Below are 13,057 nucleotides of genomic sequence, written 5' to 3'. Positions count from 1 at the left end.
CCTTCTGGGCGGCTTCTGTTTTGGGACGCTTATGTTTGATATCGGCGTGAACTTAACCAGTTCACAATTTGCAAAAGATTGCCCTCAGGTCGTGGCCCGCGCAAAAGATGCTGGGGTCTCCGGTATACTTATTACCGGTACCGATGCTGAAGAAAGCCAGGCAGTCCTTGAGCTTGCCACAGCCTACCCGGGATATTGTTGGTCAACCGCCGGTGTTCATCCCCATCATGCGAGCAGTTGGCAAAAAGATGTGGAGCAGCAAATCCGGGGATTGGCAGCACATGCCGCAGTCGTTGCTATCGGTGAGTGTGGGTTGGATTTTAACCGCAATTTTTCTACTCCAACTGAGCAAGAAATTGCCTTTACCGCCCAGCTTGCCTTAGCTGCCGAACTCTCTTTGCCGATATTCTTGCATTGCCGAGAAGCGCACGATCGTTTCATTGCTTTGCTTTCACCTTGGCTAGATAAAATTCCCGCAGCTGTTGTGCATTGTTTTACCGGCACTGCTGATGAATTGGATTCCTGTCTGGCATTGGGTTTATCTATCGGTATCACTGGTTGGGTTTGCGATGAACGTCGTGGCCTTGAATTGAGGGCGTTATTGCCGCGTATTCCTGTCCAGCAATTGCTGCTAGAAACCGATGCCCCGTATTTATTGCCACGGGATATACATCCTAAACCTGCATCTCGTCGCAATGAACCCTGTTTTCTGCCCCATATCGTCCAGCAGGTTGCTGTCTGGCGACAAGAAGATCCTAAATGGCTAGGGCAGAAAACTGATGAAAACGCTCGCCGGATTTTCCGGTTGGTTTGAGTTAGGAGAACAATATGAGCTATGCATTCCCGGGCACCTTCCCTGGTCGCCGTATGCGCCGTGTGCGCCGCCATGATTTCAGCCGTCGACTGGTCGCTGAAAATCAGCTGACAGTCAATGACTTGATCTATCCGGTGTTTGTCATGGAAGGAACAAACCATCAACAAGCTGTTTCGTCTATGCCAGGTGTCTCTCGCATGACGATTGATTTGTTGGTGAAAGAAGCTGAAACCATTGCCAAGCTTGGCGTTCCGGTCATATCGTTATTCCCGGTTATTGAATCAGGTATGAAATCATTACATGCGGAAGAAGCTTATAACCCGGATGGACTGGTACAACGCACTATACGAGCATTAAAAGATGCGGTGCCAGAACTCGGTATTCTTACGGATGTTGCCCTCGACCCCTACACAACCCATGGGCAAGATGGCGTGATTGACGTTGACGGTTATGTCATTAATGACATAACCAAAGAGATTTTAGTGCGCCAGGCATTGTCACATGCAGAAGCTGGTGCTGAGATTGTGGCCCCGAGCGACATGATGGATGGCCGCATTGGTGCTATTCGCGATCAGTTAGAGCTACAAGGATTGGTAAACACGCAAATTATGGCGTATTCAGCAAAATATGCCTCTTGTTACTACGGTCCATTCCGCGATGCTATTGGTTCTAGTAGCAATCTGAAAGGGGGAAATAAAAAAACCTATCAAATGGACCCGGCCAACAGCGATGAAGCTTTACAAGAGATCGCTCAAGACTTGCAGGAAGGGGCCGACATGGTGATGGTCAAACCTGGGATGCCATATTTGGATGTGGTACGCCGGGTGAAAGATACTTTTGGGGTTCCGACCTTTGCTTATCAGGTTTCCGGTGAGTATGCGATGCATATGGCAGCAATCCAAAATGGCTGGCTGCAAGAAAAGCCAACTGTTATGGAGTCGTTACTGTGCTTTAAGCGCGCGGGTGCGGATGGAGTATTAACTTATTTTGCCAAGCAAGTTGCCCAATGGTTGCATGACGACCATATGCAGCGTTAATTGTTTGGTAGTCATAAAAGTCGCAGGGTAGGTACTGAGATACCTACCTTGGGTTTGTTAATTAAGAGTTTTATTGCTTTTCGAACTGACGATTATCCAGACTTTGTAGCACTTGGCTATTGAGCATATTCAGTAACAACATTGAACGAGCTTCACCATCTGGCTCAGTATAAATCGCGTGTAAACCAGAAAAAATACCCTCAGTAATTGTCACGATATCGCCAGGAGTGGGTATTTCAGGATCAATTATTTTATCTGCAGGATGGGATTGCATCTCAGTAATAACGATTGCCGGGATTACCGCAGGCTGTACGCCAAATCGGACAAAGTGGCTAACACCTCGGGTGGCGCTTATCGTTGTGGTATGAATATGTTCCGGATCAAACTCCACAAACAGATAATTTGGGAATAGTGCTTCCGTCATTTCAGTTCGTTTTCCGCGCACTAACTTTTCGATAGTGACTAACGGTGTCCAGCAATTCACCTCTTGTCGCTCTAGATGCTCTTTAGCACGCAAAAGCTGACCACGTTTACAATATAATAAATGCCAGTGTTTCATAATTTCATATGCCTTTAGCGACTACCCGGCAGCATAACAAAAAGGGGGATACATATACAGTAAGGAAAAAACATCATTTTACATATTCATTTGTTATATAAGAAATTAATTATAATTATTATCGAAAAATCTCTATCTATTTTTGTAAATATTAATAACAAATAGTCAATAACCACATGATATTCTTTCGAGTTAACCTGCATTCATTTTTAACAAAAAGACAGCAACCGCTATAAAGACAGCCTATAATGGCGCATCACCTAGCCGCCGAAATGATCAGCATGAAATACCGTGACTTACGTGACTTCCTCTCGTTGCTGGAACAGAGGGGTGAACTTAAACGTATTAGCCAGCCTATTGATCCTTATCTGGAAATGACAGAAATTGCCGATCGCACTTTGCGTGCTGGTGGGCCTGCATTACTTTTTGAGAATCCGAAAGGCTACAGTATGCCAGTGCTGTGTAACCTGTTTGGCACAGCCAAACGGGTTGCTATGGGAATGGGGCAAGAAGATGTCAGCGCACTGCGCGATGTCGGCAAGCTGTTAGCTTTCCTGAAAGAGCCTGACCCGCCAAAAGGTTTTCGCGATTTATTCGATAAACTGCCGAAATTCAAGCAGGTATTGAATATGCCGACGAAATGCTTAAGCTCCGCTCCGTGCCAGGAGCAAGTATGGGAGGGGGCGGATGTCGATCTAAGCCGAATCCCTGTTATGCACTGTTGGCCTGAGGATGCAGCTCCATTAGTCTCTTGGGGCTTGACGGTTACCCGTGGGCCATATAAAGAGCGCCAGAATTTGGGTATCTATCGCCAACAAGTCCTGGGCAAAAATAAGTTAATTATGCGCTGGTTATCCCATCGTGGCGGTGCTTTGGATTATCAAGAATGGTGTGAAGCACATCCCGGTGAACGTTTCCCGGTAGCCGTCGCGCTGGGGGCTGATCCTGCGACCATTTTGGCTGCGGTAACGCCCGTGCCTGATACTCTATCTGAATATGCTTTTGCTGGTTTATTACGCGGGCATAAAACCGAAGTCGTAAAATGTCTTTCCAACTCACTTGAAGTTCCTGCAAGTGCAGAAATTGTATTGGAAGGATATATTGAGCAAGGTGAGATGGCACCAGAAGGCCCTTATGGTGACCATACCGGCTATTACAACGAGATTGATAGCTTCCCTGTCTTTACCGTCACACATATTACCCAACGTAAAGACGCGATTTATCATTCAACTTATACTGGCCGTCCTCCGGATGAACCGGCGGTGATGGGCGTTGCGCTGAATGAAGTATTTGTTCCTATTTTGCAAAAGCAGTTCCCAGAGATTGTTGATTTTTATCTACCACCCGAGGGATGTTCATACCGCTTGGCCGTGGTGACAATCAAAAAACAGTATGCTGGTCATGCTAAACGCGTGATGATGGGCGTTTGGTCGTTTTTACGCCAGTTTATGTATACGAAATTTGTTATTGTCTGTGACGATGACATTAATGCTCGTGATTGGAATGATGTTATTTGGGCGATTACAACCCGAATGGATCCTTCCCGCGATACGGTATTAATTGAAAATACGCCAATAGATTACTTGGATTTCGCCTCGCCGGTTTCCGGTTTAGGATCGAAAATGGGGCTGGATGCCACCAACAAATGGCCAGCAGAGACTCCGCGTGAATGGGGGCGTCCAATTAAAATGGATGAAGAAGTCCGCGCCCGCGTTGATGCTATTTGGGACGAGCTCGCCATTTTCAGTGACAAAGAAACGAAACGCTAACCGGCGTCCATTTTGTCCTTAGTTTTGCATTTGATGACCCGACAGAGGGAAGGCATGACAACTTTAAGCTGTAAAGTAACCTCCGTAGAGGCCATTACCGATACGGTGTACCGGGTGCAATTGGTGCCTGCATCTGCATTTTCTTTCCGTGCTGGGCAGTATTTGATGGTCGTCATGGATGAACGTGATAAACGCCCATTCTCTATGGCGTCCACGCCACTGGAAACAGACTTTATCGAGCTGCATATCGGGGCTTCGGAACTCAATCTGTATGCTATGGCGGTGATGGATAGAATTCTGAAAGAGAAAACGCTGGATGTGGATATCCCGCATGGCGAGGCGTGGTTCCGCGAGGGCAGTCATCGACCATTGGTCTTGATTGCCGGTGGTACAGGTTTTTCCTATGCGCGCTCCATTTTGTTGGCGGCATTGGCTGAGCGACCTGATCGCGAAGTCTCCATCTATTGGGGAGGGCGCGAAGCTATACATTTATATGATCTCAGTGAACTGGAAGCGCTGTCGATAAAATATCCGCAGTTGAAAGTTATCCCCGTGGTTGAGCAACCGGAAGAGGGTTGGCGCGGTCGTACCGGAACGGTTCTGAGTGCCGTGCTGCAAGACTTCGGTTCTCTTGCTGAACAGGATATTTATATCGCGGGTCGTTTTGAAATGGCGAAGATTGCACGTGAGCGTTTTTGTGCAGAGCGCGGCGCGCTGGAATCCCATATTTATGGCGATGCTTTTGCTTTTATCTGAGTAAAGCGGCAGTTAAAAAGCCCGCCCCTGACAGGCGGGAAAACGGCAACTAAACTCCAGTCTAAGGGCCTGTATTCAGGCCCTTAATGTTTTTTGGTTATACGCGTTCAAAGACAGTAGCAATGCCTTGACCTAAGCCAATGCACATGGTTGCCAGGCCGAATTGCACGTCACGGCGCTCCATCAGGTTGAGCAACGTGGTGGAAATTCGCGCCCCTGAACAGCCTAATGGGTGGCCGAGTGCAATGGCACCCCCATTCAGGTTTACCTTGTCATCCATGCTTTCCAGCAGACCCAAACCTTTCAGGCAAGCCAGTGACTGAGCGGCAAATGCCTCATTTAATTCAAATAAACCAATATCTGCGAGCTGAAGCCCGGCACGTTTTAGTGCCAGTTGGCTGGCGGGTACAGGGCCATAACCCATAATTGATGGGTCGCAACCGACCACCGCCATCGAGCGAATACGGGCGCGTGGCGTCAAACCCAATGATTTTGCACGAGATTCGCTCATAATAAGCATCGCGGAGGCACCATCAGAAAGTGCTGATGATGTACCTGCCGTCACTGTTCCATTCACTGGATCAAAAGCTGGGCGCAGAGCCGATAAACCTGCCAAATTGGTTTCAGGGCGAATAACTTCATCAAAATCAAAGCGTTTTAATATGCCATCGGCATCATGTCCATTGGTGGCGACAATTTCTTTGGCAAAATAGCCTTCTTGTGTGGCGGCAGATGCCCGTAGATGGGAGCGGACGGCAAACTCATCTTGAGATTCGCGGCTGATATTGTGAATTTTTGCCAGCATTTCGGCTGTTAACCCCATCATTCCTGCGGCTTTAGCCACAGTGCGGCCCATGCCCGGATGGAAATCAACACCGTGATTCATGGGTACATGGCCCATATGTTCCACACCACCAATCAAACTGACTTGCGCATCACCCACCATGATAGCTCTGGCACCATCATGCAAAGCTTGCATTGATGAGCCACACAGGCGGTTTACTGTCACCGCAGGGACACTATGAGGAATTTCGGCCAGCAAAGAAGCATTGCGGGCGATATTAAAGCCCTGCTCTAGTGTTTGCTGCACACAACCCCAATAAATATCGTCGATTTCGGCGGCATTCAACTTAGGATTACGGCTCAGAATTGCCCGCATTAAGTGAGCAGAGAGATCTTCCGCCCGAACCTGACGGAATGCGCCGCCTTTGGAGCGACCCATCGGTGTGCGGACGGCATCAATAATGACTACATTTTCCATGTTTTCAGACCTCATGCCGGTTGACTGGTAGAAATATCAGGCAGCGCTGTTGCTACAGGATAATAGCTTTCGTTATGTTCAGCTTTGGCTCTCAGCCCCGCAGGGACGTGATACAGCGCGCCAAGATGAACATAACGCTGAGCCATTTCGACATAATTTGCACTGCCGATGGTGTCAAGGTAACGGAAAACGCCGCCGTGGAATGGCGGGAACCCAATGCCATACACCAGCGCCATGTCGCCCTCAGCCGGGCTGGCAATAATACCTTCTTCCAGACACCGCACGACTTCATTGATCATCGGGATCATGGTGCGGGCAATAATATCTTCATCATTAAATTGCTTAACCGATTGAATGACTTGTGCTAATAACGCATCCACTTGTTCATCATTCTCTTTACGCGGTTTGCCTTTGGCATCTTGGGTGTAATGGTAGAAGCCCTGGCCATTTTTCTGACCAAATCGTTGGTTTTCGAACATTACGTCAACCGCATCGCGATAATCTTTATTCATACGTTCAGGGAAGCCAACCGCCATGACGGCTTGTGCATGGTGCGCGGTATCAATGCCGACCACATCTAATAGATAGGCGGGGCCCATTGGCCAGCCAAATTGTTTTTCCATCACTTTATCAATCTGGCGGAAGTCCGCTCCGTCTCTGACTAACATACCGAACCCGGCCAGATACGGGAATAAAACGCGGTTAACAAAGAAACCTGGGCAATCATTTACCACAATCGGGGTTTTACCCATTTGCGTGGCGTATGCCACAACAGCGGCGATAGTTTTATCTGAGGTTTTCGCACCACGAATAATTTCAACCAGCGGCATGCGATGAACGGGATTAAAGAAGTGCATGCCACAGAAGTTTTCCGGGCGTTTAAGGGATTTAGCGAGCTGATCGATCGGAATTGTAGAGGTGTTAGAGGCCAAAACAGTTTCTTCGCCGATCAATGTTTCAACTTCCGCCAGCACCGCCGCTTTCACTTTAGGATTTTCCACCACCGCTTCTACGATGACTTGGGCGCGTTCAATACCGGTGTAATCAAGTGTTGGCTGGATGGTCGCTAAGATACTCGCCATTTTCAGACCATCCACTTTGCCGCGTTCCAACTGTTTATTCAGTAACTTGGCCGCCTCATTCATCCCCAGTGTCAGGGATTTTTCATTAATGTCTTTCATAATGACCGGCACAGCCTTTAGTGCTGATTGATAGGCAATTCCACCGCCCATAATCCCCGCACCCAGCACAGCGGCCTGTTTTGGTGCGCTAACACCTTTGGACAGTTTTTTAGCCTGTCCTTTAACATATTGATCATTGAGGAAAATACCGACTAATGCCCGGGCTTCATTGGATCCTGCTAAACGGACAAAACTGGTGGTTTCCAGCTTCAATGCTTCGGTTCGGCCAAGTTTTGCGGCGGCCTCAATGGTTTTGACGGCGGTCAAGGGGGCCGGATAGTGTTTACCTGCTACTTGCATGACCATGCCTTTAGCAATGGTAAAGCACATGGCGGCTTCAGTGGGGTTGAGCTTCAGAGGCTCCAATTTCGGGAGGCGAGCGGCTTTCCAGTCAAGTTTGCCGTCAATAGCCTGTTTCAGCATGGTTAAAGCGGCATCAGCCAGTTTTTCAGGGGCGACGACAGCATCAATCAGACCAACTTTTAAAGCATCTTTAGCAATAATATCTTTGCCAGCCGCGATAATTTCCAACGCACTGTCAGCGCCTAATAACCGTGGCAAGCGAACTGAACCGCCAAAACCTGGCATGATTCCGAGCTTAGTTTCTGGTAGGCCGATACGTGCTTCTGGTGAAGCCACACGGAAATCTGTGGCCAGAATACATTCGCACCCGCCACCCAGCGCATACCCATTGATCGCAGATATGGTCGGTACCGGTAAATCTTCCAAACGATTGAAAATGTCGTTGGCGAAAACCAACCATTGATGCAACTTTTCCGGTGGGGCATTAAACAGGGACAGAAACTCGGTGATATCAGCACCGACAATAAAGGCCGCTTTGGTGGAACGCAGCAGCAACCCTTTGAGTTCACTTTGTTTTTCCAACACAATCAAGGCTTCACCCAGATTGGCTACAGTTTTAGTATCCAGTTTATTAACTGAACCCGGTGCTTCAAACACCAACTCGGCAATGCCGTTTTCCAGCCAGTGAAGCTTTAATGTTTCGCTTTGGTAGAGCATATCTATCTCCTGAATAAGCGCGTGTGATCTGGTATGACCAGATATTCAGGAAGTGTGGATATTTTGTTAATGAATTGCAAACAAGAGATTGATTTTTTGCAGTGAAGATCACAGTCAATCGGATGGCATAATTGATTTTCATCAATTTTATTCGAGGCGTATCGAGGGGCTGAAAAACGGATTTATTGTCTACTTGCGAGCGAGTTGTCACGTCAGTTATTTTGGATATCGTTGTTATCACATCATGGAATGAGTGTCGGCGAAACATGGCTTCGGCGACTATGATAAGATTAAAAAATTAAGTTCTAATAGCGAAGGGTACTGTGATGGAAACGCTGGCTTCTTTATATAACGAACATTTATCCACTCTACAACAACGCACTCGCGAGGTGTTAGAGCGTCATCAGTTAGATGCTTTATTGATTCATTCCGGTGAGTTACAACGTATTTTCCTTGATGACCGTGACTATCCTTTTAAAGTTAATACCCAATTCAAAGCTTGGGTGCCGGTGACGCAAGTTCCAAACTGCTGGTTATGGGTTGATGGCGTTAATCCGCCGAAGTTATGGTTTTACTCCCCGGTAGATTATTGGCACTGTGTTGAGCCGCTACCGGATAGCTTCTGGACTAAGGCCATTGATATTCAACCATTGGCAAACGCTAATGATATTGCACAACTGTTACCGGCACAGCGCGAGCGAGTTGCGTACATTGGATATGCTCAAGAACGCGCCCATTCTTTGGGTTTCAGTGCTGAAAATATCAACCCGCAGCCGGTGTTGGATTATCTGCATTTCTACCGCTCTTATAAAACAGATTATGAACTGGCATGCATGCGCGAAGCGCAAAAGACGGCAGTTGCCGGGCATCGCGCAGCTCATGAAGCATTTCAGTCCGGTATGAGTGAGTTTGATATCAATCTCGCTTATCTGATGGCTACCGGTCATCGTGATACTGATGTTCCCTACGATAATATTGTTGCGCTGAATGAGCATTCGGCTGTACTCCATTACACCACGCTACAACACCAGCCACCGGCAGAAATGCGTAGTTTCCTGATGGATGCGGGCGCGGAATATAACGGCTATGCTGCTGACTTGACCCGCACTTATGCCGCAGACAGTGAAAACGATTTTGCCGCATTGATCAAAGACCTTAATAATGAACAGCTTGAGCTGATTAAAACCATTAAGAGTGGTGAGCGCTATACCGATTATCATGTTCAAATGCATCAGCGTATTGCCAAGTTGCTGCGAACTCATAACTTGGTGACTGGTATTAGTGAAGAGGCGATGGTTGAACAAGGCCTTACCTGCCCATTCTTACCGCACGGCCTTGGTCACCCTCTAGGGTTGCAAGTTCATGATACTGCTGGTTTTATGCAGGATGATAAAGGAACGCATCTCAGCGCACCATCCAAATATCCTTACTTACGTTGCACCCGTATTCTGCAACCGCGCATGGTGTTGACCATTGAACCCGGCCTCTACTTTATCGAATCCTTACTGGCACCTTGGCGCTTTGGTGAATTCAGTCAGCATTTCAATTGGGATCTTATTGAAACACTGAAACCTTATGGTGGTATTCGTATAGAAGACAATATCGTTATTCACGATAATCAGGTTGAGAACATGACTCGTGACCTGAAACTGGCCTGATGCAGCCTTATTTAATACCTGCTGCGCCGGTGACTATCAGCGAAGAGATTAAAAAAAGTCGATTCATCACCTTGCTGGCTCCCATCAGTGGGGTGAATGAAGCGAAAGATTTTATTCAGCAGGTAAAGCAACAGCATCCAACTGCCCGGCACCATTGCTGGGCTTTTGTTGCCGGGGCACCTACAGATTCACAGCAATTAGGTTTTTCCGATGATGGTGAGCCTTCGGGCACGGCGGGTAAACCGATTCTTGCTCAACTGATGGGCAGTGGAATAGGTGAAATAACCGCGGTAGTTGTACGTTATTATGGTGGCATCAAGCTGGGTACTGGTGGGTTAGTCAGGGCTTATGGCAGTGGTGTTCAACAGGCGTTGAAGCAAATTGAAGTAAAATATAAAGTCCCGCAGGTAGAATATACTTTGCAGTGTGACTATGCGCAGTTGTCCATAGTAGAAACATTATTACAGCAGGTTGAAGGCCAGATTTTACAGAGTGATTACGCACAATTCGTGACACTTCATCTCTCTTTGCCAGCAACTCAAGCCAGTCAGGTCGGGGATAAATTGCGGGATCTCAGTCGTGGTACGTTGCAATTGACGCCCATTTCGCAATAATCCCCATCCAAGTGAATTGCTAAGGAACGTGCCGGAATGCATTTTCGTGCCATAACCCGTATTGTCGGCCTGCTAGTTATCTTATTCTCCGGGACAATGTTTATTCCTGGGATAGTGGCCTTGATCTATCGTGATGGTGCCGGCCGTGCCTTCAGCGAAACCTTTTTTGTTGCTCTGGCAATAGGTCTTTTGTTGTGGCTACCGAACCGAAAACAGAAGCATGAGTTGAAGCCCCGAGAGGGCTTTTTGATTGTGGTGCTGTTCTGGACAGTGCTGGGCAGTGTCGGGGCATTACCGTTTTTATTTTCTGAGCGACCTAATCTTTCGCTGACTGATGCATTCTTTGAATCATTCTCTGGGCTGACAACTACCGGAGCCACTACGTTGGTGGGATTGGATTCGCTGCCTAAAGCTATTTTATTCTATCGACAAATGCTGCAATGGCTTGGTGGCATGGGGATCATTGTGTTGGCGGTGGCCATTTTGCCTATCTTGGGTGTTGGGGGGATGCAGCTCTACCGTGCAGAAATGCCCGGCCCGCTGAAAGATAATAAAATGCGCCCCCGGATTGCTGAAACCGCGAAAACACTGTGGCTTATCTATGTTTTGTTGACCATTGCTTGTGCGCTTTCTCTATGGGCTGCCGGGATGTCGGTGTTTGATGCTATTTCTCACAGTTTCTCTACGATCGCGATAGGCGGCTTTTCTACTCATGACGCCAGTATTGGTTACTTCAATAGCCCAACGATTAACACCATTATTGCTATTTTCTTGCTGATTTCGGGGTGTAACTTTGGTCTGCATTTTGCTGTGCTCAGTGGCCGCAGTTTAAAAGTTTATTGGCGTGATCCCGAATTCCGTATGTTTATATTTGTACAATTGACGCTGGTTATCGTTTGTACCTTAGTGCTCTGGCAACATAGTGTGTACAAGTCGGGGATGGAAACCTTAAATCAAGCCTTTTTCCAAGTGGTCTCTATGGCGACTACGGCGGGCTTCACGACGGACAGCATTTCCAAGTGGCCGTTATTCCTACCGATACTCTTATTATGCTCTGCTTTTATTGGGGGATGTGCGGGGTCGACCGGTGGCGGTTTGAAAGTTATCCGAATCCTGTTGCTCTATCTACAAGGTTCGCGTGAGCTAAAACGCTTGGTTCATCCAAACGCGGTTTACACCATTAAACTGGGGCGGCGAGCATTGCCGGAGCGGATATTGGAAGCAGTTTGGGGTTTCTTCTCTGCATATGCATTGGTTTTCATTATCAGTATGTTGGCTATCATCGCGACGGGTGTTGATGAGTTTTCTGCTTTTGCGGCAGTGACCGCAACATTGAACAACCTGGGGCCTGGTTTGGGCGTAGTTGCGGATAACTTCACTTCTATGAATCCGGCGGCTAAATGGATATTAGTGATAACAATGCTATTTGGCCGGTTAGAAGTTTTCACCTTGCTGGTTCTTTTCACTCCAACATTCTGGCGTGAGTAATTCTGCATAAGGAACATTGCTATGAAAGTATTGATACTTTACTCCAGCCGAGACGGCCAAACGCAAACTATCGCCTCTTATATAGCTAAGGAATTATCCACCGGGGTCACGTGTGAAATACAGGACTTGGCCGATGTGGAGAAAATAGACCTGAGCCAGTACCAGCAAGTAATGATTGGTGCCTCTGTACGGTATGGCCATTTCAGCCCGGTATTGAGTAAATTCGTCAATAAACATGTCGAACAGCTTAATCAGATGCCGAGTGCGTTCTTTGCAGTCAATCTGACCGCGCGTAAACCAGAGAAACGTTCGCCACAGACTAATGCTTATGTTCGCAAGTTCTTACTCGGCACACCTTGGCAACCTACATTGTGTACGGTATTCGCTGGAGCCCTGCGTTATCCCCGCTATCGGTGGATAGACAGGGTCATGATTCAACTTATTATGCGAATGACGGGTGGAGAAACGGATACCAGTAAAGAAGTTGAGTATACCGATTGGCAACAGGTAAGCGGTTTTGCTCAGGATTTCTCGGCGCTACAGTACAGAAAGTGACAATAATGGTGGTTATCACCGCAAATTGCTGAAAAAAAACACGGTTGAAAAGTTTTTTCAAATTAGGGGTTGCAGGCTGTCAGGAACTCCCTATAATGCGCCTCCACTGACCGGGAACAACGAAACAAACTTCGCCGGGTCAGGAAGAGAAAAGAATCATTTTGGCTTCGAAAGAAAACAAATAAATCCTTGACTCTTCAGCGGGAAAGCGTATTATCTGCCTCCCGCGTTACCGTAAGATTCGCCGAAAGGCAAACGGGTAACGAACGCTCTTTAACAATTTATCAGACAATCTGTGTGGGCACTCGCAAGACGATATCGAAGCCTGTTTCGGCAGGCAGAAGC

Annotated in this window: 11 protein-coding genes; 8 read left to right on the top strand and 3 right to left on the bottom strand. The window is 47.5% G+C overall.

All coding sequences use genetic code 11. The annotated features are described in order from the left end of the window. Positions 1 to 31 precede the first annotated feature (31 nt). Both tatD and hemB read left to right on the top strand, forming a co-directional pair. Positions 32 to 814, top strand: coding sequence for a 3'-5' ssDNA/RNA exonuclease TatD (gene tatD, locus FTA91_RS18130; protein ID WP_145536043.1), 783 nt, complete (start codon positions 32 to 34; stop codon positions 812 to 814). Between the two features lie 14 nt (positions 815 to 828). Next, on the top strand, positions 829 to 1,851 hold the full coding sequence (gene hemB, locus FTA91_RS18125) for a porphobilinogen synthase (RefSeq protein WP_050115108.1): 1,023 nt from the start codon (positions 829 to 831) through the stop codon (positions 1,849 to 1,851). A gap of 70 nt (positions 1,852 to 1,921) precedes the next feature. Here hemB and rfaH read toward each other — a convergent pair whose 3' ends face one another. Beyond that, entirely contained in the window at positions 1,922 to 2,410 is a 489-nt protein-coding gene (gene rfaH, locus FTA91_RS18120) for a transcription/translation regulatory transformer protein RfaH (RefSeq protein WP_050115106.1), read from the bottom strand. Positions 2,411 to 2,682: 272 nt separating this feature from the next. Between rfaH and ubiD the strand changes: the two genes are divergently transcribed. Together ubiD and fre are read left to right on the top strand one after the other, a co-directional pair. Next, positions 2,683 to 4,179 carry a 4-hydroxy-3-polyprenylbenzoate decarboxylase gene (ubiD, locus tag FTA91_RS18115; protein ID WP_050115268.1) on the top strand — a complete coding sequence of 499 codons (1,497 nt, stop codon included), beginning with the start codon at positions 2,683 to 2,685 and terminating at the stop codon, positions 4,177 to 4,179. A gap of 54 nt (positions 4,180 to 4,233) precedes the next feature. Next, positions 4,234 to 4,935, top strand: coding sequence for an NAD(P)H-flavin reductase (gene fre / locus FTA91_RS18110; protein ID WP_145536042.1), 702 nt, complete (start codon positions 4,234 to 4,236; stop codon positions 4,933 to 4,935). 97 nt (positions 4,936 to 5,032) lie between these two features. On the opposite strand, the gene fadA is transcribed toward fre, so the two are convergent. Continuing rightward, complete coding sequence (fadA, locus tag FTA91_RS18105) at positions 5,033 to 6,196, bottom strand: acetyl-CoA C-acyltransferase FadA (protein WP_050115102.1); 1,164 nt, start codon at positions 6,194 to 6,196, stop codon at positions 5,033 to 5,035. A gap of 11 nt (positions 6,197 to 6,207) precedes the next feature. After that, positions 6,208 to 8,397 (bottom strand): fatty acid oxidation complex subunit alpha FadB, encoded by a 2,190-nt coding sequence (gene fadB, locus FTA91_RS18100; RefSeq protein WP_050115101.1) that lies wholly within the window; start codon positions 8,395 to 8,397, stop codon positions 6,208 to 6,210. A 326-nt stretch (positions 8,398 to 8,723) separates the two neighbouring features. Here fadB and pepQ point away from each other — a divergent pair, with 326 nt between their 5' ends. The 4 genes from pepQ to hemG are packed head-to-tail and all read left to right on the top strand — an operon-like array spanning position 8,724 to position 12,712. Then, on the top strand, positions 8,724 to 10,055 hold the full coding sequence (gene pepQ, locus FTA91_RS18095) for a Xaa-Pro dipeptidase (protein WP_050115100.1): 1,332 nt from the start codon (positions 8,724 to 8,726) through the stop codon (positions 10,053 to 10,055). Then, positions 10,055 to 10,669, top strand: coding sequence for an IMPACT family protein (locus tag FTA91_RS18090; protein ID WP_145583737.1), 615 nt, complete (start codon positions 10,055 to 10,057; stop codon positions 10,667 to 10,669). The genes pepQ and FTA91_RS18090 overlap by 1 nt, the downstream gene beginning before the upstream one ends. 36 nt (positions 10,670 to 10,705) lie before the next feature. Next, a complete protein-coding gene (trkH, locus tag FTA91_RS18085) occupies positions 10,706 to 12,157 on the top strand; it encodes a Trk system potassium transporter TrkH (protein WP_050115096.1) in 1,452 nt (483 codons plus the stop codon). A gap of 21 nt (positions 12,158 to 12,178) precedes the next feature. Then, positions 12,179 to 12,712 (top strand): menaquinone-dependent protoporphyrinogen IX dehydrogenase, encoded by a 534-nt coding sequence (gene hemG, locus FTA91_RS18080; protein WP_050115094.1) that lies wholly within the window; start codon positions 12,179 to 12,181, stop codon positions 12,710 to 12,712. The last annotated feature ends 345 nt before the right edge of the window (positions 12,713 to 13,057 follow it).

This window comes from Yersinia thracica (assembly GCF_902170565.1).
Lineage (GTDB): Bacteria > Pseudomonadota > Gammaproteobacteria > Enterobacterales > Enterobacteriaceae > Yersinia > Yersinia thracica.
The sequence above is the reverse complement of the archived record's forward strand: the minus strand, read 5'-3'. Positions and strand labels throughout refer to the sequence as shown.